Below are 20,994 nucleotides of genomic sequence, written 5' to 3'. Positions count from 1 at the left end.
GACTCGCCGCGCGTCACGCCGACCCCTCCGAAGGACGAAGACACCATGAAGAAGAAGACCAAGATCGGGCTGGGCATCGCCGCAGCCGTCGTCGTCGTCCTGGGGGCCACCGCGGCCTTCGCCGGGCCGGCCTTCTACCGCGACGTGATCGTCGGTGAACCCGACGCCGCACCCACCGCCTCGCTCACCCCCGGCTCGAGCACGCTCGACCCCAGCCAACTCACGGGCGACTGGAGCATCGGCGACGGCAGCACGGCCGGCTACCGCGTCGACGAGGTGCTGAACGGCACCGACGTCACCGTCGTCGGCAAGACCGACCAGGTCTCCGGCACCATCACCGTCGACGGCACGACCATCTCGGCCGCGACCATCGACGTCGACGTCGCCTCGATCGCGACCGACAGCAGCAACCGCGACGACTACTTCAAGGGCACCGCCATGCAGGTGAACCAGTACCCCACGGCCACCTTCACGCTGACCCAGCCGATCGAGGCGGCCGTCCCGTCCGACGGCGAGGTGGCCAAGGTCGAGGCGACCGGCGAGCTGACCATGCACGGCGTCACGAAGACCGTCACCGTACCCCTGCAGGCGGCGCTCTCGGGCGACGGCGTGCAGGTGAGCGGATCGATCCCGGTGACCTTCTCGGACTACGGCGTCGACGCGCCGAGCCTCGGCTTCGTCAAGGTCGAGGACCAGGGCACGGTCGAGTTCCTCGTGGCGGCGACCCCCGCCTCCTGACCCTCGGGCGCTCGCGTCGGGCCCGCCACGGCCGGGCTCAGCCCCGGCGCAGCAGGTCCGCGATCGTGGCGGGCAGGGCGTCGACCAGGCCGAGCACGGTGAACGGTCCCCCGGCACCCGCCCGGGACGCCGCGAGGCCGTGGACGACCGCAGCCGTCGCGGCCAACCGGGCCAGCGCCTCCTCGTCCCCGGCGATCTCGTCGGCGTGGGTCGCGACCAGGGCCCCGAGGACTCCTCCGAGCGCGTCACCCGCACCGGCGGTCGCGAGCCACGACGGGGCGCTGGCGGCGACCAGCCGCGTGCCGCCCGGCGACGCGACGTACGTGCGGTGGCCCTTCACGAGCACCGTGCAACCCCACTCCCCCGCCGCGCGTTCGGCGGCGCCCGCCGGGTCGGCCGCGACGTCGTCCACCTCGCGTCCCGACGCCTTCGCCAGCTCGCGGAAGTGGGGTGTCAGCACGACGGGCCCGGTCGCGTGCTCGCGCAGCGACAACGCCCCGGCGTCGAGGACGAGCGGCACCCCCGAGGAGGCGGCGGTCGCGAACCCGTCGCGCGTCTCGTCGTCGAGGTGGTCCGGGTCGACCCCCGAGCCGAGCAACCATGCCTGCACGCGACCCGGGCTCGTGACGGCCTCGGGTCGACGGTGCAGCACGAAGTCGGACGCGCGGGCGGGGCCGAGGTAACGCAGCATGCCGACCCCGGTGTGCAGCGCGGCCTCGACCCCGAGCACGGCGGCGCCCGGGTACGAGCTCGAGCCGGTCACGACGCCGAGCACGCCCCGGCTGTACTTGTCGTCGTCGACCGCGGGGACGGCGATCCGGTCGGCGGCGTCGGAAGGGGTCCAGTCGGTGAAGCGGGTGTCGGAGGTCACGCCCCGACGGTAGTCGGCCCCGACCGACCCGTGCCCGCCGATACGGTGGGCCGATGAGCATCTCACTCCCCGGCCGCACCGTCGTCTTCGACTACGGCGAGGTGATCGCGCGGTTCCCCGACGACGCGTCGCGCCGCCGCATCGAAGACCTCGCGGGCGTCGACCCGGACGTGCTCTGGCCCTGCTACGGTCGCCACCGCCACGCCCTCGACCGGGGTACGCTCAGCGCCGGAGCGTACTGGCGTGCGATCGAGGCCGACACCGGCGCCGCCTGGACCCACACCCGCGTGCACGAGCTCTGGGCCGCCGACTTCCCGTCGTGGTTCGTCCCCGAGCCCGGCACACTCGACGTCATCGCCGACCTGGCCGACGGCGGCACGCGCCTGGCGATCCTCTCGAACGCCGGTCTCGACTTCGCGTCGCCGTTCCGGCACTCGCCCCTCGGCGAGCTGTTCGAGCACGTCTTCGTCAGCGCCGAACTCGACGACCTCAAGCCGTCGGCCACCATCTTCGAGCACGCCCTGGCCGAACTCGGAACAACGGCCGCCGCCACGGTGTTCATCGACAACAGGTCCGACAACGTCGAGGCCGCCCAGGCGCTCGGCATCACCGGGCACCTCTACACCGGGCCCGAGCCGCTCCGACGCTTCGTCGACGAGCTCGCGGCCCTCCCCACCGAAAGGCGATGACCCCCCTCGTGACCCAGACGGACGCAGTCCCCACGACCACCCCCGACGCCACCGCGGTGCCCACCGGCACGAGCGTCGGCCTCTTCGACCCGATCACCCTGCGCGGCCAGGCCTTCCGCAACCGCCTCTGGGTCGCCCCCATGTGCCAGTACTCGGCAGAGCTCGAGGACGGCGTCCCCACCGACTGGCACCTCGTGCACCTGGGCTCGCTCGCCCGAGGAGGCGCGGGTGCGGTCATCGCCGAAGCCACGTCCGTCACGCCCGAGGGCCGCATCTCGCCGCAAGACCTCGGGCTCTGGAACGACGCGCAGGTCGAGGCGTTCCGCCCGATCACGGCGTTCATCCGCTCGCAGGGCTCCGTGCCCGGCGTGCAGCTCGCCCACGCGGGCCGCAAGGCCTCGACCTTCCGCCCGTGGAGCGAGACGCAGGGCACCGTCCCCGCCGAACAGGGCGGCTGGACCACCGTCGCCCCCTCCGCCGTCGCCTTCGAGGGCTACGACGAGCCCGTCGCGCTGACCACCGAGGCGGTGGGCGACCTCGTCGAGGCGTTCCGCGTCGCCGCGCGCCGCTCGGTCGACGCCGGTTTCGAGCTGATCGAGCTGCACGCCGCCCACGGCTACCTGCTGCACCAGTTCCTCTCGCCGCTGAGCAACGAGCGCGACGACCGGTACGGCGGGTCGCTCGAGAACCGTGCGCGGTTCCTGCTCGAGGTCGTCGCGGCCGTGCGGGCCGAGGTCGGCGACGAGTACCCGCTGCTCGTCCGCTTCTCGGCGACCGACTGGGCCGACGGCGGCTGGAACGAGGACGACACCGCCACCGTCGCCGCCTGGGCGCACGACGCCGGCGCCGACCTCTTCGACATCTCGACCGGCGGCCTCGTCGCCGGCGTGAGCATCCCGGTCGGCCTCGGCTACCAGGTGCGCTTCGCCGAGCACGTCCGCACCCAGGGCCGCGTCGAGACCGGCGCCGTCGGCCTCATCGTCGGCGCCGAGCAGGCGAACGAGGTCGTGGCCAGCGGTCGCGCCGACGTCGTGCTCATGGCGCGCGAGTTCCTGCGCGACCCGCACTTCCCGCTGCGCGCCGCGGCAGAACTCGGGGTCGAGCTCGACTACGTGCCGTCGCAGTACGAGCGAGCCCCGTTCCGCGTGCGCTGAGCCGCCCGGGGCCGCGACGGCCCTGCACGACGCGACCCGCGCCTCCTCACCCTCTCGGGTCAGGAGGCGCGGGTCGCGTCGTCTGCGGAGGCTCGCTCAGCGACGCCGGGTCGCGTCCTGCACCTCGCCGATGAGCTCTTCGAGGATGTCTTCCAGGAAGAGCACGCCGCGCGTGGCGCCGGTCTCGTCGAAGGACCGCGCGACGTGGACGCCGCTGCGGCGCATGGTCGCCAGGGCGTCCTCGAGCTCGGTGCCCTGGAAGATCGAGATCAGCTGCCGGATGCGCTTCGGCGGCACCGGGTCGGCGAACTCGTCCTCGTCGAGGTCGATGACGTCCTTGAGGTGCAGGTACCCCGTGGGGTCACCGCCGTCGTCGACCAGCACGTACCGCGAGAAGCCGCGCTGGGCGACGGCGCGCTCGACGTCGTGCGGCGTCGCGTCCTCGGGCAGGGTCACGAGTTCGTCCATCGGGACGGCCGTCTGCGCGACGGTCTTCTCGGTGAACTCGAACGCCGCACGCACGGTGCCGGTGGCGTCGGTGATCATGCCCTCACGCTGCGACTGGGCCACGATCGTCGCGACCTCGTCGACCGTGTAGGCGCTGGTCGCCTCGTCCTTCGGCTCGACCTTGAAGGCCCGCAGCACGGCGTTCGCCGAGTGGTTGAGGGCCAGCACGACCACGTGCAGCACGCGGGCGATGGCGACGAGCGGCGGGGCCAGCAGCAGCGCGGCACGGTCCGGCAGCGAGAACGAGATGTTCTTCGGCACCATCTCGCCGAACACGACGTGCAGGAACGACACGAGCACCAGCGTGATAACGAAACCGACGACGCTGACCAGCTCGGGGCTGAGCCCGGTCCAGCCGAGCGGCCCCTCGAGCAGGTGGTGGATCGACGGCTCGGACACGTTGAGGATCAGCAGCGAGCAGATCGTGATGCCGAGCTGCGTCGTCGCGAGCATCATCGTCGCGTGCTCCATGGCCCAGAGCGTGGTCTTGGCGGCCCGGCTGCCGGCCTCGGCCTTGGGCTCGATCTGCGACCGGCGGGCCGAGATCACGGCGAACTCGGCCGCCACGAAGAACGCGTTGCCGGCCAACAGCACCACGAGCCAGACGATGCCCCACCAGTCGCTGCTCATCGGGTCACCTCTTTCGTGCGGACCGCGCGACGGTCGTCCTCGACGCCCGTGCGCACCTTCTCGGGCCGCGCCTCCTCGCGCGGTGCCTTCGGGTCACGACGACCGGACCGGTCGCGGTCGTCCCGCCCACGGCCGTCGCGTCGGCCCGGCTCGGTCGTCGTGACCTCGGGCACGTCGTCGGGCGTGGGCGTGAAGCGGATGCGGTCGATGCGTCGGCCGTCGAGCCGTTCGACCCGGAACGCGCCGTCGTCGGTCTCGACGACGTCGCCGACCTTGGGCAGGCGGCCGAGCTCGCTCATCAGCCAGCCGCCGACGGTCTCGTAGGGGCCGTCCTCCGGCACCTTGACCGAGGCGCGCTCGAGCAGTTCGTCGGGCCGTAGCAGGCCGGGGAAGGTCAGCCAGTTGCGCGAGCGGACGACGTCGACCCGGCTGCGGTCGTGCTCGTCGCTGACCTCGCCGACCAGCTCTTCGATCAGGTCTTCGAGGGTGACGACACCGGCGGTGCCGCCGTACTCGTCGACGACGACGGCCATCTGGTAGCCGCGACCGCGCACCTCGCCCAGCAGGTTGTCGAGGGTCATCGTCTCGGGCACGCGGACGGCGTCGGTCAGCAGCGCGGAGACGGGCACGTCGGCTCGCTTCTCACGCGGCACCGAGACGGCCTGCTTGACGTGGACGAGGCCCACGACGTCGTCGATGCCGTCGTCGGTCACCGGGAACCGCGAGTAGCCGGTGCGTCGAGCCAACTCGAGGACGGTCTCGGCCGAGTCGCCGCGCGCGACGGTCGACAGGCGGGGCCGCGGGGTCATGACGTCGGAGGCGGTGTGGTCGCTGAAAACGAGCGTGCGGGCGAGCAGGGTCGCCGTGTCGCGGTCGAGGCTGCCCTCGGTCGCCGAGCGGCGCACGAGCGACGACAGCTCTTCGGCCGTCCGGGCACCCGACAGCTCTTCTTTCGGTTCGATGCCCATGGCGCGCAGCACGGCGTTGGCCGTGTTGTTGAGCAGGGCGACCGCGGGCTTGAACACCGTGGTGAACAGCACCTGGAACGGGATGACCAGCTTCGCCGTCTTGAGCGGGAGGGCCAGGGCGAAGTTCTTGGGCACGAGCTCGCCGATGATCATCGACAGCAGGGTCGCGACGACGATCGAGACGATCGGGGCACCGACCGCGACGACCCCCTCGGGCACGCCGACCGCGGTGAGCGGCGGCGACAGGAGGCGCGAGATCGCGGGCTCCATCGTGTAGCCGGTCAGCAGGGTCGTCAGCGTGATGCCGAGCTGGGCACTCGACAGGTGGGTCGACGTGATGCGCAGCGCCCCGATGGTCGGGGCGAGCCCCTTCTCACCTCGGGACTGACGGGCCTCGAGGTCGGACCGGTCGAGGTTGACCAGCGAGAACTCGCTGGCCACGAAGAGGCCGGTGCCGACGGTGAGCAGCAGGCCGAACGCGAGCAGTATCCACTCGTTCACCGGGCGGAGTCACCCCGCTCGGCGGCCGAAGGGCCCGTGGTCAGGAGGCACGGCGCGAGATGGTGGGAGGGTGCGGTCGTCTGAGACGGAGGGTCATCCATAGACGGGAGATCTTACGGCACCGGGACGGTTCCCGTCGCGCGATCTCGGCCCCGTCTCACCAGCTGACGGGGAGCGCCTTGCCCTCTTCGTAGCCGGCCGCCGACTGGACGCCGACGAGCGCACGCTCGGCGAACTCGGGGACCGACGTCGCCCCGGCGTAGGTGAACGAGCTGCGGACGCCCGACGTGATCATGTCGAGGAGGTCCTCGACGCCGGGACGCAGCGGGTCGAGGTAGATCTTCGACGACGAGATGCCCTCGGCGAAGAGCGTCTTGCGGGCCAGCTCGTACGGGTCGAGGCGCTCGAAGCGACCGCGCACGGCCTTGGTCGACGCCATGCCCCAGCTCTCTTTGTAGAGGCCTCGCTCGTCGCTCGCGAGCTCGCCCGGAGCCTCGATGGTGCCGGCGAACCACGAGCCGATCATCACCGACGACGCGCCCGCCGCGAGGGCGAGCGCCACGTCGCGCGGGTAGCGCACGCCGCCGTCGGCCCAGACGTGCGCCCCGAGGGCACGGGCGGTCGCCGCCGTCTCGAGCACGGCCGAGAACTGGGGACGACCGACGGCGGTCATCATGCGCGTGGTGCACATGGCACCCGGCCCGACGCCCACCTTGACGATGGACGCGCCCGCGGCGACGAGGTGCCTCACGGCCTCTTCGGTGACGACGTTGCCCGCGACGATCGGCAGGCCCAGGTCGAGGGCGGACACCGCCTGGACGGCCCGGATCATGCCGTCCTGGTCGCCGTGCGCCGTGTCGATCACGAGGACGTCGACGCCTGCCGCGGCGAGGGCCTTCGCCTTGCCCGCGACGTCGCCGTTGATGCCGACCGCCGCGGCGACGCGGAGCCGGCCGTCGGCGTCGACGGCGGGCTGGTAGATCGTCGAGCGCAGCGCGCTCTTGCGGCTCACCGTGCCGACGACCCGACCGTGCCGCAGCACGGGGGCGAAGTGGATGTCGGCCGCCACCATGCGGTCGAACGCGTCGCGCGGACTGTCGACGTCGTCCGCGTCGAGCGAGGTCAGGGCGCCGTGCAGCAGGTCGCCGAGCACCGCGTCCCGCGGGGCCGTGGCCAGGCGGGAGGTGGCGATGCAGCCGAGGTAGGCCCCCGTGCCGTCGTGCAGGACGATGCCGTGGCCCTCGACGGCCGGGACGACCGACAGCGCCTGCTCGACGGTCTGCCCCGCGTCGAGCGAGTAGGGCGTGTCGTAGTCGACGGGCTGGGCCTTGACCCAGCGGATGGCGGCGTCGAGGTCTTGCAGGTGCATGTCCTGCGGCAGCACGCCGAGCCCGCCGCGACGGGCCAGGGTCGCCGCCAGGCGAGGGCCCGTGACCGAGTTCATGTTGGCCGACACGATCGGGATCGTGGCGCCCGTGCCGTCGCCCGGGGCGAGGGACACGTCGAGCCTGCTGGTGATCGACGACCGGCTCGGGACGAGGAACACGTCGGAGTAGGTCAGATCGTGCGTGGGGGTCGTCTCGTAGAACCGCATGGGTCCACGGTAATCCCTGTGAGTCGTCCCGCCGAGGACCGGCCGTTTGCGCTTAAGCTGGCAGAGGTGGGCGTCGCAGCCCACGCACTGATCAACAATCAACGGAGAGTGGGCGATCGGCTGTGTCAAGCCACGTGACCGGTACAACTGACGACGGCGCTGCAGCCGAGTTCGGGGCCAACGAGTGGCTCGTCGACGAGCTCTACGAGCAGTGGGTGGTCGACAAGAACTCGGTCGACGAGTCGTGGTGGCCGATCCTCGAGGCCTACACGCCGCCCGAGAGCGGGTCCGCGCCCACGTCGCCCGCCGCACCGTCCGTCGAGACCCCACCCGCGCCTCCTGCGTCCTCCGGTGCCGTGCCGGCGGCCGAGGCCCCGGCACCCGCCGCCGCCGCGGCCGCCGGTCAGAAGGCCGCCGCGCGCACCACCTCGGTCGAACCCGCGGCGAAGCCGATCCCGGCCCAGGTGCCCGACAAGGCCAAGGCGAAGCCCACGACCCCCGGCGAGCAGCCCACGCCCGAGGCCGAGAACGTCGTCTCGCCCCTGCGCGGCATGGCCAAGTCGCTCGCCACGAACATGGACGCCAGCCTCACCGTGCCCACCGCGACGAGCGTCCGCACGATCCCGGCGAAGCTGATGATCGACAACCGCATCGTCATCAACAACCACCTCAAGCGCGCGCGCGGCGGCAAGGTGTCGTTCACCCACCTCATCGGTTGGGCCCTGGTGCAGGCCCTGAAAGAGTTCCCCAGCCAGAACGTCTTCTACGACGAGGTCGACGGCAAGCCGTCGGTCGTCACGCCGGCGCACCTCAACCTCGGCCTCGCGATCGACATCCCGAAGCCCGACGGCACCCGTGCCCTGCTCGTGCCCGGCATCAAGAAGGCCGAAGAGATGCACTTCGGCGAGTTCCTGACCGCCTACGAGGACATCGTCAAGCGGGCCCGCGACAACAAACTCGCGGCCGCCGACTTCCAGGGCAACACGATCTCGCTGACCAACCCCGGCGGCATCGGCACCGTGCACAGCGTGCCCCGTCTGATGAAGGGCGCGGGGGCCATCATCGGCGCCGGTGCGCTCGACTACCCGGCCGAGTTCCAGGGCTCGGCCTCGAAGACCCTGGTCGAGCTGGGCATCGGCAAGACCATCACGCTGACCAGCACCTACGACCACCGGGTCATCCAGGGGGCGGGCTCGGGAGAGTTCCTCAAGAAGGTGCACGAGCTGCTGATCGGGCAGCGCGGCTTCTACGAGGACATCTTCGCGGCGCTGCGCATCCCGTACGAGCCGATCCACTGGAACGCCGACATCAACGTCAACCTGGCCGAGCGCGTCAGCAAGACGGCCCGCGTGCAAGAGCTGATCAACAGCTACCGCGTGCGCGGCCACCTGATGGCCGACATCGACCCGCTCGAGTACCGCCAGCGCACGCACCCTGACCTCGCGATCGAGAGCCACGGGCTCACCTTCTGGGACCTCGACCGCGAATTCGTCACCGGCGGCCTGGGCGGCCGCACCCATGCCCTGCTGCGCGACATCCTCGGCATCCTGCGCGACTCGTACTGCCGCACCATCGGCGTCGAGTACATGCACATCCAGGACCCGGCACAGCGCAAGTGGATCCAGGACCACCTCGAGGTGCCCTACACGAAGCCCTCGCACGACGAGCAGATGCGCATCCTCGCGAAGCTCAACGAGGCCGAGGCCTTCGAGACCTTCCTGCAGACGAAGTACGTCGGCCAGAAGCGCTTCAGCCTCGAGGGCGGCGAGTCCACGATCTCGCTGCTCGACACGGTCATGCAGCACGCCGCCCGCGAAGGCCTCGACGAGGTCGCGATCGGCATGGCCCACCGCGGGCGCCTGAACGTGCTGACGAACATCGCCGGCAAGACCTACGGTCAAATCTTCCGCGAGTTCGAGGGCACGCAAGACCCCAAGACGGTCCAGGGCTCGGGCGACGTCAAGTACCACCTCGGCACCGAGGGCGAGTTCACGAGCGCCGTCGGCGAGACCATCCCGGTGTACCTGGCCGCGAACCCGTCGCACCTCGAGGCCGGTGACGGCGTGCTCGAGGGCATCGTGCGCGCCAAGCAAGACCGCGGGACGACCGGCGCCTTCAGCACGCTGCCCATCCTGATCCACGGCGACGCGGCCATGGCCGGTCAGGGCGTCGTGGTCGAGACGCTGCAGATGTCGCAGCTGCGCGGTTACCGCGTCGGCGGCACCATCCACATCGTCATCAACAACCAGGTGGGCTTCACGACGCCGCCGTCCGAGTCGCGCACCTCTGTGTACTCCACCGACGTCGCCAAGACGATCCAGGCGCCGATCTTCCACGTGAACGGCGACGACCCCGAGGCCGTGGCCCGCGTCGCCGAGCTCGCGTTCTCGTACCGTCAGCAGTTCAAGCGCGACATCGTCATCGACCTCGTCTGCTACCGCCGACGCGGCCACAACGAGGGCGACGACCCCTCGATGACCCAGCCGCTGATGTACAACCTCATCGAGCAGAAGCGCTCGGTGCGCACCCTCTACACCGAGGCCCTCGTCGGTCGAGGCGACATCACGCAAGACGAGTACGACGGCGCCCACCGCGACTTCCAGGAGCGCCTCGAGCGCGCCTTCGCCGAGACGCACGCCGCCCAGACCGGGTCGATCCCGGTCGTCACGAGCGACGACGGCGACGTCGCCGACCTCGAGCGTCCCGTCGCCCAGCAGGACGACGCCCGGGGCGAGCCCGAGACCACGGGGGTCTCGCTCGAGCTCGTGCACGACATCGGGGACGCGCACGACAACCCGCCGGCCGGGTTCTCGGTGCACCCGAAGCTGCAGCAACTGCTGAAGAAGCGCGTCGACATGAGCCGCAACGGCGGCATCGACTGGGCCTTCGCCGAGTTGCTCGCCTTCGGCTCGTTGCTGACCGAGGGCACGCCCGTGCGCCTCGCCGGTCAGGACAGCCGTCGCGGCACCTTCGTGCAGCGGCACTCGGTGCTGCACGACCGTGAGAACGGCCAGGAGTGGCTGCCGCTGCAGAACATCGCCGACAACCAGGCGAAGCTCTGGATCTACGACTCGCTGCTCAGCGAGTACGCGGCCATGGCCTTCGAGTACGGCTACTCGGTCGAACGGGCCGACGCACTCGTCTTGTGGGAAGCCCAGTTCGGCGACTTCAGCAACGGCGCCCAGACGGTCATCGACGAGTTCATCTCGTCGGCCGAGCAGAAATGGGGACAACGTTCGAGCGTCGTGCTCCTGTTGCCGCACGGCTACGAGGGTCAGGGCCCCGACCACTCGTCCGCCCGCATCGAACGCTTCCTGCAGCTCTGTGCCGAGGACAACATGACGATCGCCCGGCCGTCGACGCCCGCGTCGTACTTCCACCTGCTGCGCCGTCAGGCCTACGCCCGCCCGCGTCGTCCGCTCGTGGTCTTCACGCCGAAGGCCATGCTGCGGCTGCGCGGAGCGACCAGCGGGGTCGACGCCTTCACCTCGGGTCGCTTCGAGCCGGTGCTCGACTGCACGCGGGTGTCCGAACCCGAGTCGACGAAGCGCGTCGTCCTGCACAGCGGCAAGATCCACTACGACCTCTCGTCCGAGCTCGACAAGCGGGGCGTCCAGAACGACGTCGCGCTGGTCCGTCTCGAGCAGCTCTACCCGCTGCCGCTCGACGAGATCCGCCGCGTGCTCGACCGCTACCCGTCCGCCGAGCTGGTCTGGGCTCAAGAAGAGCCCGAGAACCAGGGCGCGTGGCCGTTCGTCGTGCTCGAGCTGCAGAAGCACCTCGACCGACAGATCCGCGTCGCGTCACGTCCCGCGTCGGCTTCGCCGGCCGCCGGGTCGAACAAGGCGAGCGCCGCGCAGCAGGCGACCTTGATCGCCGAGGCGCTCGACCTCTAGAGGGTCGCCTGCCCGCTCGACCGTGGCCGTGCCTCCTGCCGGGGGCGCGGCCACGGTCGTCTCGCCTGTCCCGTCGTCCACCCTCGCCTCTTGCCCCCGTCGCCGGCGTCGCGCGTCGCGCGTCGCGCGTCGCGCGTCGCGCGTCGGCAACTCAGGAGTTTTGTCGCCTCACCGCGCGCCAGCCGCCCGATTCGCGACCGTTCTCCTGAGTTGCCGACGTGCGCCCGACTGCACCCGCGGGCACGCATGCTTCCGCGCCGACTCTCCGAGCCGAACTCGGCCCCCGCCGCTCCGGCCCCGGCCCGCTGTCGGCAACTCAGGAGTTTTGTCGCCTCGCCGCGCGCCAGCCGCCCGATTCGCGACCGTTCTCCTGAGTTGCCGACACCGGCCCGCCCACACCTCACGCTGTCGGCTCCCGCGCCCGTGGTCGAGCAGAACGAGCACCCCGCCGCTCCGGCCCCGGCCCCGGCCTGCTGTCGGCAACTCAGGACTCCTGTGCGCTCAGCACCGCTCAGAACGCTGCGCGACGACACCGGCCAGGAATTGCCGACCGCGACACCCGACACACCATCCAGAACGCGCGACAGGTGACAGGTGACACGCGACCTGCGACATCAGCGGCCACGGGGGTCCGTCGTCGGCAACTCAGGAATACGTGCCCCTCTTGGCGTCTACGCGCGCCCAGCGCACCGTGAGTCCTGAGCTGCCGACCGCCGGCGGCAGGTTCAGCCGACGATGACGCCGCCGTCGCAGCGGTGGGAAGCCGCGGCGGTCAGACGAGCTTCGAGTAGCGGACGCCGGCCTCGTGGTAACCACGCTTGCGGTAGAAGCGGTTGGCCGAGTCGGTCGCGGCAGCCGAGACCGCGTTCAGCACGCGCGCCTGGTGCCCCCGGGCCCACGTCTCGAAGTGACCGAGCAGGTACGACCCCACGCCGTCGCGGCGCGCCTCGGCCGACACCACGAGCAACAGCAGCTCAGCCGTCGGCGCATCGTCGTTGTAGGCCCACACGACGTGGCCACCGGCGACCGCCGTGATGCGCCCGTCGTCGCCTCGCACGACCCAGGTCTCGTGCCCCGCGTCGGCCGTCAGCCGTGCCAGCCGCCGCGAGAGGACGTCCGCGTCGAGCGCGTAGCCGAGCAGGCCGATCAACGACACGAGGTCGTCGAGGTCGCTGGTGGTCGGGATGCCGAGGGGCTGCACCGTTGCGGTCATGCCTCGACGCTAGCGCAGCCGTTCGTCATGTGACGACCGGCTCGGCACGGAGCGCGACGACTAGCGGTGCGCCGACTGCAGCTCGCGCAACCGTGCCAGGACGGTCGCCCGCAGGTCTTCGGGTGCCGTCTCGCGGCAGGCGCGCTGGACGGCCTCGGTCAGCACGACGCCGACCTTGTGCTCGCCCGAGCAGTCGCCGCAGTTCGCCATGTGCTCGCGGATGTCGGCCGCGTCCTCGCGGCACAACTCGTTGTGCAGGTAGTCCTCGAGTTCGGCCTTGGCCTTGGTGCAACCGCAATCGGTCATTTCTTTGCGCCCTTCGACGGGCCGACGGGGACGGCGATGCCACGATCGCGCGCGTAGTCGGCGAGGAGTTCACGGAGCAGGCGACGGCCGCGGTGCAGGCGGCTCATCACGGTGCCCACGGGGGTCTTCATGATGTCGGCGATCTCTTGGTACGAGAAGCCTTCGACGTCCGCGAAGTACACGGCCATGCGGAAGTCTTCGGGGACCTTCTGCAGGGCGTCCTTCACGGCGCTGTCGGGGAGGTGGTCGATCGCCTCGGCCTCGGCCGAGCGGGTCGAGCCGGAGGCGCGGGTCGCCGACTCGGCGCCGCCCATCTGCCAGTCTTCCAACTCGTCGATCGTGCCCTGGTACGGGTCGCGCTGCTTCTTGCGATACGTGTTGATGAACGTGTTGGTCTGGATGCGGTAGAGCCAGGCCTTCAGGTTGGTGCCCTGCTGGAACTGCGCGAACGCCGCGTACGCCTTGACGAAGGTCTCTTGGACGAGGTCGCTGGCGTCGGCGGGGTTGCGCGTCATGCGCATGCCCGCGGCGTAGAGCTGGTCCATGAACGGAAGCGCCTGCTCTTCGAACAGGGCGCGCTTCACGGCGTCGGCGTCGACGGCCTCGAGGGCGGCGTCGACGTCGGCCTCGGTCGGCTCGACGGCGGCATCGGTCGGTGTGGGCTCGTGGCCCTCGGGGGTGCTCATCAGGGCCGATTCTAGTTCGGCGACGGTGATTTCCCTCGGTGCGAGTGCGACAGGCACAGGTCCTCCAGGTTCTTGCTGCATTACTGTGGTGAACCGATGCAGGTGTACAGGTATTCCGGGCCCGAGTTCTCTCCCTACGGCGACGGAAAGGTTCCCGAGGTCGACGAGGGGCGCTGGGTGGCGCCCACCGCCTCCGGGCCGTTGCGCGCCTCCTCGTCCTTGCCCGGGTCGAAGTCGCTGACGAACCGCGAACTGGTGCTCTCGGCGCTGGCGTCGTCGCCCTCGACGCTGCGCCTGCCGCTGCACTCGCGCGACACGGCGCTGATGATCGAGGCGCTGAGGGCGCTGGGTACGACGGTCACCGAGTTCCCCAACGACTCCCCCTTCGGGCCCGACCTGGTCGTCACGCCGGGCGACCTGCAGGGCGGGGCGACGATCGACTGCGGCCTGGCCGGCACGGTCATGAGGTTCCTGCCCCCGGTCGCGGCGCTGGCCCTCGGCCCGGTCACGTTCGACGGCGACGCCAGCGCCCGCAAGCGACCCATGCGCACGACGATCGAGGCGCTCCGTGCCCTCGGCGTCGAGGTGAACGACGACGGCCGCGGCGCCCTGCCGTTCAGCCTCTACGGCACCGGCGAGGTCGAGGGCGGCGACGTCGAGATCGACGCGTCGGCCTCGAGCCAGTTCGTCTCGGGGCTGCTGCTGTCGGCCCCCCGCTTCGAGCGCGGCCTCACCCTGACCCACACCGGCGAACGCCTACCGAGCCTGCCCCACATCGAGATGACGATCGACGCGCTCGCCCAGCGCGGGGTCGAGGTCGCCTCGCCCGCCGTCGGCACCTGGGTCGTGCCGCCGACGCCGATCGCAGGGCGCGAGGTCATCATCGAACCCGACCTGTCGAACGCGGCACCGTTCCTCGTGGCCGCCCTGGTCGCGGGCGGCACCGTGTCCATCGCGCACTGGCCCGCCGACACGACCCAGGTCGGGGCCGACCTGATCGACCTGCTGCCGCTCTGGGGCGCGACCGTCACGCTCGACGGCGACACCCTGACCGTCGACGGCGGCGTGGGCCTCGTCGGCGGCGGCTCGTTGCCCGGGGTCGACGTCGACCTGTCCCGCGGCGGCGAGCTCGCCCCCGCACTCGTCGCCCTCGCCGCCCTGGCGTCGGGCCCGAGCACGATCACCGGCATCGGCCACCTGCGCGGTCACGAGACCGATCGCCTCGCGGCCCTGGCGGCCGAGATCAACGCCCTCGGAGGCGCGGTGACCGAACTCGAGGACGGCCTGCGCATCGAGCCGTCCCCGCTGCACGCGGGCCAGTGGCGCACCTACGAGGACCACCGCATGGCGACGGCGGCGGCGATCATCGGCCTCGCGGTCGAGGGGGTCGAGCTCGACGACGTGCGCGTCGTGGGCAAGACGCTGCCGCAGTTCGTCGAGTTGTGGGACGAGATGCTCGGCCGGTCCGTCCGCCAGAGCCCCGCCGACATCGACCTGCTCGGGTTCCTCTAGGCGCCGGGCCGACGACGATGAGCGGGGCACGGCACGGAACGAGCGAGGCACGGTCGACGATGAGCGAGACACGATGAGCTGGTGGAGCGACGGCGACGACGCCGAGGACGAGGGCGACTACGCCCAGTACGACGAGAGCTCGGTGCGGGTGCGCCCGAACCCCAAGGGCAACAAGCCGCGCACCAAGCAGCGCCCGGCCTACGCGAACGCCGAGGAGGGCGTCGTCTGGACGGTCGACCGTGGCCGCTACGGCGTGCTGATGGACGCCGGCACCCCCGACGAACGCGAGATCACGACGGCGCGGGCCCGCGAGCTCGGCAAGAAGAGCGTCGTGACCGGCGACCGCGTCGGTGTCGTCGGGGACACGAGCGGCTCCGAGGGGTCGCTCGCCCGCATCGTCAAGGTGCACGACCGCTCGACCCTGCTGCGGCGCAGCGCCGACGACAGCGACGCGGTCGAGCGCGTCATCGTCGCCAACGCCGACCAGATGCTGATCGTCGTCGCCGCCGCCGACCCCGAGCCCCGGCCCCGCCTGGTCGACCGCTACATGGTGGCGGCGTTCGACGCCGGGGTCGAACCGATCCTCTGCATCACCAAGACCGACCTCGCCGACCCGGCACCGTTCGCGGCGCACTTCTCGTGCTTCGACCTGCGCATCGTCACGACGACGTCGACCTCGTTCGACGAGGTCGCTCCGGGCGGGCAGGTCTCCCCCGCGCTCGACGAGCTGCGCGGCATCCTCGACGGGCACGTGACGGTCACGGTCGGCCATTCGGGCGTCGGCAAGTCGACCCTCGTCAACGCCCTGACCGGGTCGCGTCGCGAGGTGGGCGTGGTCAACGCCGTCACCGGACGCGGGCGGCACACGTCGTCGTCGACGGTGTCGTTCAAGGTGCCGACCGGCGGTTGGATCGTCGACACCCCGGGCGTCCGCTCGTTCGGCCTGGGCCACGTCGACCCCGAGAACATCCTCAAGTCGTTCGCGGCGCACGCGATCCCGGCCGAGGGCGAGCCGGTCGACGGCATCCCGCTGGCCGAGGCCCACGACTGGGAGATCGTCGACCGCATCGAGGCCGGCGAGCTCGGCGACGTCGGTCGCGAACGGCTCGAGTCGCTGCAGTCGCTGCTCGCGTCCAAGGGCGGCGTGAGCGCGCGTGACCTCGCGGCGGCCGCCGACGACGCGCGCAGCGACGAACTCGGCTAGCGCACCGCCGCGACCTGTGAAGCGGGCGAGTCCGTGCTCGACGGCCGGCCGCGCAGGCCCGCCGTCGACGAACACGCCCGCTTCGGCGACGCCAGCCCAGGAGGCGCGGGTCGGTCAGGCGGGCAGCGCGCGGACGAGCAGGGCGGGCTGGGTACGCTGACGGGGTGACCGATGCTGCCGAGCCGACCCGCGCCTCCTCGTCCGACCGATCGCCCGGGACGCCCTGGGCGGACGACCTGGCGCTCGCGCTCGAGCTGGCCGACCTGGCCGACGCGATCAGCACCGAGCGGTACCGGTCGGCCGACCTGCACGTGTCGCTCAAGCCCGACCGCTCGCACGTGACCGATGCCGACCAGGCCGTCGAGCGGGCGATCCGCGAGCGGGTCGCCGTCGCCCGCCCCGACGACACCTTCTACGGCGAGGAGTACGGCCACGACGCTCCCTCGCACCGCCAGTGGGTGGTCGACCCGATCGACGGCACGGCGAACTTCCTGCGCGGGGTGCCGGTCTGGGCGGCCTTGATCTCGCTCGTCGTCGACGGGGTGCCCGTGGTGGGCGTGGTCAGCGCTCCGGCGCTCGGCCGGCGCTGGTGGGCGACGCAAGGTGGTGGCGCCTTCTCGACCGAGCACGATGGGCCGCTGCGGGTGTCGGGCGTGCGCGACCTGGCCGACGCGTCGCTGAGCTTCAACGGGCTCGAGTACTGGATCGACGCCGGGCGCCTGCCGCAGCTGCTCGAACTGACGGGTCGGGTCTGGCGGACGCGCGCGTACGGCGACTTCTGGTCGTACATGCTCGTGGCCGAGGGCGCGCTCGACATCGCGGGCGAGTTCGACCTGCAGCCCTACGACATGGCGGCCGTGGCCGTCGTCGTCGAGGAGGCCGGCGGTCGCTTCACGAGCGCCGACGGCCAGCCGGGCCCCTGGCACGGCACCGCGATGGCGACGAACGGACTGCTGCACGAGAGCGTCCTCGAGGTCGTGGCCGCGCCTCCTGCCTGACCGCTGTGGGGCCCACGCCACCACGAAGTACACGAGCCGCCACGTTTTTGCGTGGCGGCTCGTTTTTCGTGGCGGGATGACGGTGGTCGAGGTTCATCCCTGCGACGGAGGGCGACTCAGCCCTGCGCTCATGTTCACGCAACGTCCGGACGGCTTGACTGGTCGCACGACGTCGCCGGCTCCAGCAGGAGCACCGAGCATCTCGGGCAGGGACGTCAGGGGCTCCGCCGCCCGTCTCCCTGTGACGGGCGGCCGGGCCCCGTCAACCGCCTCATCAGCCGACCGAAAGGCCCACCATGTTCGTCACGCCCGCCGTCTCCGTCTCCGCCACCACCAGCACCGCCGCCGGTTCGGTCGACCCCGCGTCGATCGCCCTGCCGGGCACGCGCCAGGTCGACGTCACGAGCTACGTCGTCGAGGCCTTCGCCCGCCTCTGACCTGCGGGGCATGCCACCCCGCGCGTCTCGCTGAGGAGGCGCGTCTCAGCGAGGAGGCGCGTCTCAGCGAGGAGGCGCGGGTCACCCCGACGACGGAGGTCACCGACTACGCAGCAGCGGTCTCAGCCCCGTCGCCCACGCGACCCTTCTTGCGGGCGCGGAGGTCCATCAGCCCGAGCACGAGCGCCACGGACACCAGGGCGATCGTGACGAAGAAGCCGTTGCGGTAGGCCTCGTGGTAGATGTCGAGGTCGGCGCCCTCGGCTCCCCCGGCCCCGGCGATGACCGAGTAGAACGTCGAGACCGCGGCCGCCGTGCCGATGGCCGTGCCGGCGCGCTGGCCGACCTGCCCCATCGAGCCGGCGACGCCGCCCATCTCGACGGGCACCTCGGCCAACGTCAGCGTCTGGTTCGGCGAGATGACGAAGCCACCACCCGTGCCGGCGATGAGCATGCCGATGCCCATGGCGTAGGGCGTGATGTCGCGCGGGGTGAGCACGGCAGCGAGCAGCAGGGCGACGAAGCCCACCGCGACGAGGATGAGCCCGAGCACGACCAGGCTGCGACCGAAGCGGTCGACGAGGCGTCCGCCGTAGAACGCGGCGACGGCGCTGGTCAGGGCGAACGGGATGGTGACCATGCCGGCGTAGACGGGCTCGAGGCCGAGCCCCTGCTGCAGGTACAACGTCGTCAGCAGGAAGGTCGCGGGCAGGGCGCAGAAGTAGACCGTGGCGATCAGGGTGCCGTTGCGGTACGACGCGAGCGAGAACAGGCTGAAGTGCACGACCGGCGACTTGCCGCGGGCCTTGTAGCGCTGCTCCCACCAGACGAAGGCGGCGCCGAACCCGACGAAGCCGATCAAGAACAGCCAGCGCAGGGGGTCGTCCCCCTGGCCTGTCGTCAGCACGAACGGCAGCATGAGGGTGAAGATCGTCAGGCCGAGCAGCACGATGCCGAACAGGTCGAGCTCGTTGTGGCCGTTCGAGGCCGTGCGGGTCTTCGGCAGCAGCTTGAGGGCGAAGAAGATGGCGATCAGGCCGAGCGGGATGTTCATCCAGAACAGCAGGCGCCAGCCGTCCTCGGGGCCGCCGATCGCGATGAGCAGGCCGCCGAGGGTCGGGCCGAACGCGGTGCTGACGCCGATGATGGCGCCGAAGAAGCCGAAGGCGCGGCCGCGTTCCTTGCCCTGGAAGAGCTGCTGGATGAGACCGAGCACCTGCGGCATCTGGATGCCGGCGGCGACGCCCTGCAGGATGCGTGCGGCGACGAGCAACTCGATGGTCGGGGCGAGGGCGCAGAGCAGGCTGGCGACGGTGAACGAGGTCAGGCCGATGACGAACATCATGCGGCGCGACTTGAGGTCGCCGAGGCGGCCGGACGGCACGAGCGACAGGCCGAAGGCGAGGGCGTAGCCGGCGACGATCAGCTGCAGGGCGGTGGGCCCGGCGCCGAGCGACGCCTCGATGCTGGGCAGGCCGACATTGACCTTCGACAGGTCGAGGATCGTCAGGGCGGCGACGCCGACGCACACGGCGAACGCGCGCCACTTCTGGCGTTCCTCGTCGGAGCGGGCGGCGCGGCCGTGGCCGGAGGCGGAGCGGGCGGCGTCGGCGCCTCCCGGGGCAGGGGTGTCGGATGTCTTCGTCATGGGATCGTTCCGTCATACACCGTGCACGGCATGCAACGACGCGAGTGGCTGCGGAACGGGTGCAGCCCGGGTGGGCCGACCCGCGCCTCCCGGGCTCCGTCGGTCGGGGGGACCGAGAGCCGAGGAGGCGCGGGGGGCGACGGGCGCTAGGCCGCCTTGATCAGGTCGTTCGGGTTGAGGACGTACTTCGTGGCGGCGCCCTTGTCGAACTCGGCGTAGCCGCGCGGGGCGTCCGCGAGGCTGATCGCCTGGGCGTGGACGTTCTTCGCGATGCTCGTGCGGTCGTGGAGGATCGCCATCATCAGCTGTCGGTTGTACTTCATCACCGGGCACTGGCCCGTGGTGAACGACAGCGACTTGGCCCAGCCGGTGCCGAGGCTGAGCGACAGCGAGCCCTTCTGGGCGGCCTCGTCGACTCCGCCCGGGTCGCCGGTGACGTAGAGCCCCGGGATGCCGAGGGCGCCACCCGCCGCGGTGATGTCCATCAGCGAGTTCAGCACCGTGGCAGGCGCCTCGTCACCCGACCCGCCGCCGTGCCCCTTGGCCTCGAAGCCGACCGCGTCGATGCCGCAGTCGACGAGGGGCTCCCCCAGGATCTGGTCGATCTGGTCGGCCGGGTCGCCCTTGGTCAGGTCGACGGTCTCGCAGCCGAAGCTGCGGGCCTGTGCGAGGCGGTCGGCGTTCATGTCGCCGACGATGACGACGCTGGCGCCGAGCAACAGGGCTCCGGTGGCGGCGGCGAGGCCGACGGGGCCGGCTCCGGCGACGTAGACGGTCGAGCCGACCTCGACGCCCGCGGTGACGGCGCCGTGGAAGCCGGTCGGGAAGATGTCGGAGAGCATCGCCAGGTCGAGGATCTTCTCCATGGCCTGGTCCGCGTCGGGGAACTTCAGGAGGTTCCAGTCGGCGTAGGGCACGAGCACGTACTCGGCCTGACCGCCGACCCAGCCGCCCATGTCGACGTAGCCGTAGGCGCTGCCGGGACGGTCGGGGTTGACGTTGAGGCAGATGCCGGTCTTGCGTTCCTTGCAGTTGCGGCAGCGGCCGCAGGCGATGTTGAACGGCACCGAGACGATGTCGCCGACCTTGATGAACTCGACGTCGGGGCCGACCTCGACGACCTCGCCGGTGATCTCGTGGCCGAGCACGAGGTTCGTCGGGGCGGTGGTGCGGCCGCGGACCATGTGCTGGTCGGAGCCGCAGATGTTGGTGGCGACCGTGCGCAGGATCGCGCCGTGGTTGACCTTGCGCCCGACGTTGGCCGGGTTGACGCCGGGGCCGTCCTTCAGCTCGAAGGTCGGGTAGTCGACGTCGATGACCTCGACCTGGCCGGGGCCCTTGTAGGCGACCGCGTGATTCGTTGCCATGGTGATCCTCCTTGATCACGTGCGAGCACGGGACGTGCCCGATCTCTCGCAGGCTATTGCCCGGCTCGGGCAGGG

Annotated in this window: 17 protein-coding genes; 8 read left to right on the top strand and 9 right to left on the bottom strand. The window is 71.2% G+C overall.

Annotated features, from left to right (window positions below):
- Nucleotides 1-45 precede the first annotated feature (45 nt).
- A complete protein-coding gene (locus tag IFT88_RS08020) occupies nucleotides 46-738 on the top strand; it encodes a YceI family protein (RefSeq protein WP_043593719.1) in 693 nt (230 codons plus the stop codon).
- A 37-nt stretch (nucleotides 739-775) separates the two neighbouring features.
- Here the strand turns inward: IFT88_RS08020 and IFT88_RS08015 are convergent, their stop codons facing one another.
- Nucleotides 776-1,609, bottom strand: a complete 834-nt coding sequence (locus IFT88_RS08015; protein ID WP_192119891.1) for an NAD(P)H-hydrate dehydratase — start codon at nucleotides 1,607-1,609, stop codon at nucleotides 776-778.
- 53 nt (nucleotides 1,610-1,662) lie between these two features.
- Between IFT88_RS08015 and IFT88_RS08010 the strand changes: the two genes are divergently transcribed.
- Both IFT88_RS08010 and IFT88_RS08005 read left to right on the top strand, forming a co-directional pair.
- Complete coding sequence (locus tag IFT88_RS08010; RefSeq protein WP_192119889.1) at nucleotides 1,663-2,298, top strand: HAD family hydrolase; 636 nt, start codon at nucleotides 1,663-1,665, stop codon at nucleotides 2,296-2,298.
- On the top strand, nucleotides 2,295-3,452 hold the full coding sequence (locus tag IFT88_RS08005; protein ID WP_192119887.1) for an NADH:flavin oxidoreductase/NADH oxidase: 1,158 nt from the start codon (nucleotides 2,295-2,297) through the stop codon (nucleotides 3,450-3,452). Before IFT88_RS08010 ends, IFT88_RS08005 begins: the two co-directional genes overlap by 4 nt.
- 96 nt (nucleotides 3,453-3,548) lie before the next feature.
- On the opposite strand, the gene IFT88_RS08000 is transcribed toward IFT88_RS08005, so the two are convergent.
- The 3 genes from IFT88_RS08000 to guaB1 form a co-directional block, all read right to left on the bottom strand.
- Complete coding sequence (locus IFT88_RS08000) at nucleotides 3,549-4,589, bottom strand: hemolysin family protein (RefSeq protein WP_043593716.1); 1,041 nt, start codon at nucleotides 4,587-4,589, stop codon at nucleotides 3,549-3,551.
- Complete coding sequence (locus IFT88_RS07995) at nucleotides 4,586-6,058, bottom strand: CNNM domain-containing protein (RefSeq protein WP_137848188.1); 1,473 nt, start codon at nucleotides 6,056-6,058, stop codon at nucleotides 4,586-4,588. The genes IFT88_RS08000 and IFT88_RS07995 overlap by 4 nt, the downstream gene beginning before the upstream one ends.
- Nucleotides 6,059-6,215: 157 nt before the next feature.
- Nucleotides 6,216-7,652, bottom strand: coding sequence for a GMP reductase (gene guaB1, locus IFT88_RS07990; protein ID WP_043593715.1), 1,437 nt, complete (start codon nucleotides 7,650-7,652; stop codon nucleotides 6,216-6,218).
- 122 nt (nucleotides 7,653-7,774) lie between these two features.
- On the opposite strand from guaB1, the gene IFT88_RS07985 reads away from it, so the two are divergent.
- Nucleotides 7,775-11,548, top strand: coding sequence for a multifunctional oxoglutarate decarboxylase/oxoglutarate dehydrogenase thiamine pyrophosphate-binding subunit/dihydrolipoyllysine-residue succinyltransferase subunit (locus IFT88_RS07985; RefSeq protein ID WP_192119885.1), 3,774 nt, complete (start codon nucleotides 7,775-7,777; stop codon nucleotides 11,546-11,548).
- 772 nt (nucleotides 11,549-12,320) lie between these two features.
- Here IFT88_RS07985 and IFT88_RS07980 read toward each other — a convergent pair.
- Genes IFT88_RS07980 through IFT88_RS07970 form a run of 3 tightly spaced genes read right to left on the bottom strand, consistent with a single transcriptional unit; the run spans nucleotide 12,321 to nucleotide 13,753 of the window.
- The gene (locus tag IFT88_RS07980; RefSeq protein ID WP_056225910.1) at nucleotides 12,321-12,761 is read right to left on the bottom strand and encodes a GNAT family N-acetyltransferase; all 441 of its coding nucleotides are present in this window, start codon (nucleotides 12,759-12,761) and stop codon (nucleotides 12,321-12,323) included.
- A gap of 60 nt (nucleotides 12,762-12,821) precedes the next feature.
- A complete protein-coding gene (locus IFT88_RS07975; protein ID WP_043593711.1) occupies nucleotides 12,822-13,067 on the bottom strand; it encodes a zf-HC2 domain-containing protein in 246 nt (81 codons plus the stop codon).
- On the bottom strand, nucleotides 13,064-13,753 hold the full coding sequence (locus tag IFT88_RS07970; protein WP_043593709.1) for a sigma-70 family RNA polymerase sigma factor: 690 nt from the start codon (nucleotides 13,751-13,753) through the stop codon (nucleotides 13,064-13,066). Before IFT88_RS07970 ends, IFT88_RS07975 begins: the two co-directional genes overlap by 4 nt.
- Nucleotides 13,754-13,849: 96 nt before the next feature.
- Between IFT88_RS07970 and aroA the strand changes: the two genes are divergently transcribed.
- The 4 genes from aroA to IFT88_RS07950 all read left to right on the top strand — a co-directional run bounded on the left by aroA (nucleotide 13,850) and on the right by IFT88_RS07950 (nucleotide 17,904).
- The gene (gene aroA / locus IFT88_RS07965; protein ID WP_192119883.1) at nucleotides 13,850-15,265 is read left to right on the top strand and encodes a 3-phosphoshikimate 1-carboxyvinyltransferase; all 1,416 of its coding nucleotides are present in this window, start codon (nucleotides 13,850-13,852) and stop codon (nucleotides 15,263-15,265) included.
- A 73-nt stretch (nucleotides 15,266-15,338) separates the two neighbouring features.
- Nucleotides 15,339-16,469, top strand: a complete 1,131-nt coding sequence (gene rsgA / locus IFT88_RS07960; RefSeq protein ID WP_192119881.1) for a ribosome small subunit-dependent GTPase A — start codon at nucleotides 15,339-15,341, stop codon at nucleotides 16,467-16,469.
- Between the two features lie 236 nt (nucleotides 16,470-16,705).
- Nucleotides 16,706-17,467 (top strand): inositol monophosphatase family protein, encoded by a 762-nt coding sequence (locus IFT88_RS07955; RefSeq protein ID WP_199859088.1) that lies wholly within the window; start codon nucleotides 16,706-16,708, stop codon nucleotides 17,465-17,467.
- 296 nt (nucleotides 17,468-17,763) lie between these two features.
- A complete protein-coding gene (locus IFT88_RS07950) occupies nucleotides 17,764-17,904 on the top strand; it encodes a hypothetical protein (protein WP_156155470.1) in 141 nt (46 codons plus the stop codon).
- Between the two features lie 106 nt (nucleotides 17,905-18,010).
- On the opposite strand, the gene IFT88_RS07945 is transcribed toward IFT88_RS07950, so the two are convergent.
- Together IFT88_RS07945 and fdhA are read right to left on the bottom strand one after the other, a co-directional pair.
- Nucleotides 18,011-19,552 carry an MFS transporter gene (locus IFT88_RS07945; RefSeq protein WP_192119877.1) on the bottom strand — a complete coding sequence of 514 codons (1,542 nt, stop codon included), beginning with the start codon at nucleotides 19,550-19,552 and terminating at the stop codon, nucleotides 18,011-18,013.
- Between the two features lie 146 nt (nucleotides 19,553-19,698).
- Entirely contained in the window at nucleotides 19,699-20,919 is a 1,221-nt protein-coding gene (fdhA, locus tag IFT88_RS07940) for a formaldehyde dehydrogenase, glutathione-independent (RefSeq protein WP_043593702.1), read from the bottom strand.
- Between the last annotated feature and the right edge of the window lie 75 nt (nucleotides 20,920-20,994).

Origin of the sequence: Frigoribacterium sp. CFBP 8751 (genome assembly GCF_014841545.1) — a bacterium.
In the GTDB taxonomy this organism is placed as follows: Bacteria; Actinomycetota; Actinomycetes; order Actinomycetales; family Microbacteriaceae; genus Frigoribacterium.
This window is presented reverse-complemented; position numbering and strand designations above follow the sequence as displayed.

Coding starts and splice junctions, on each gene's coding strand:
- IFT88_RS08020 (WP_043593719.1), top strand. CDS start 46: ATGAAGAAGAAGACCAAGATCGGGCTGGGCATCGCCGCAGCCGTCGTC.
- IFT88_RS08010 (WP_192119889.1), top strand. CDS start 1,663: ATGAGCATCTCACTCCCCGGCCGCACCGTCGTCTTCGACTACGGCGAG.
- IFT88_RS08005 (WP_192119887.1), top strand. CDS start 2,295: ATGACCCCCCTCGTGACCCAGACGGACGCAGTCCCCACGACCACCCCC.
- IFT88_RS08000 (WP_043593716.1), bottom strand. CDS start 4,589: ATGAGCAGCGACTGGTGGGGCATCGTCTGGCTCGTGGTGCTGTTGGCC.
- guaB1 (WP_043593715.1), bottom strand. CDS start 7,652: ATGCGGTTCTACGAGACGACCCCCACGCACGATCTGACCTACTCCGAC.
- IFT88_RS07980 (WP_056225910.1), bottom strand. CDS start 12,761: ATGACCGCAACGGTGCAGCCCCTCGGCATCCCGACCACCAGCGACCTC.
- IFT88_RS07975 (WP_043593711.1), bottom strand. CDS start 13,067: ATGACCGATTGCGGTTGCACCAAGGCCAAGGCCGAACTCGAGGACTAC.
- IFT88_RS07970 (WP_043593709.1), bottom strand. CDS start 13,753: ATGAGCACCCCCGAGGGCCACGAGCCCACACCGACCGATGCCGCCGTC.
- aroA (WP_192119883.1), top strand. CDS start 13,850: ATGCAGGTGTACAGGTATTCCGGGCCCGAGTTCTCTCCCTACGGCGAC.
- rsgA (WP_192119881.1), top strand. CDS start 15,339: ATGAGCTGGTGGAGCGACGGCGACGACGCCGAGGACGAGGGCGACTAC.
- IFT88_RS07950 (WP_156155470.1), top strand. CDS start 17,764: ATGTTCGTCACGCCCGCCGTCTCCGTCTCCGCCACCACCAGCACCGCC.
- IFT88_RS07945 (WP_192119877.1), bottom strand. CDS start 19,552: ATGACGAAGACATCCGACACCCCTGCCCCGGGAGGCGCCGACGCCGCC.
- fdhA (WP_043593702.1), bottom strand. CDS start 20,919: ATGGCAACGAATCACGCGGTCGCCTACAAGGGCCCCGGCCAGGTCGAG.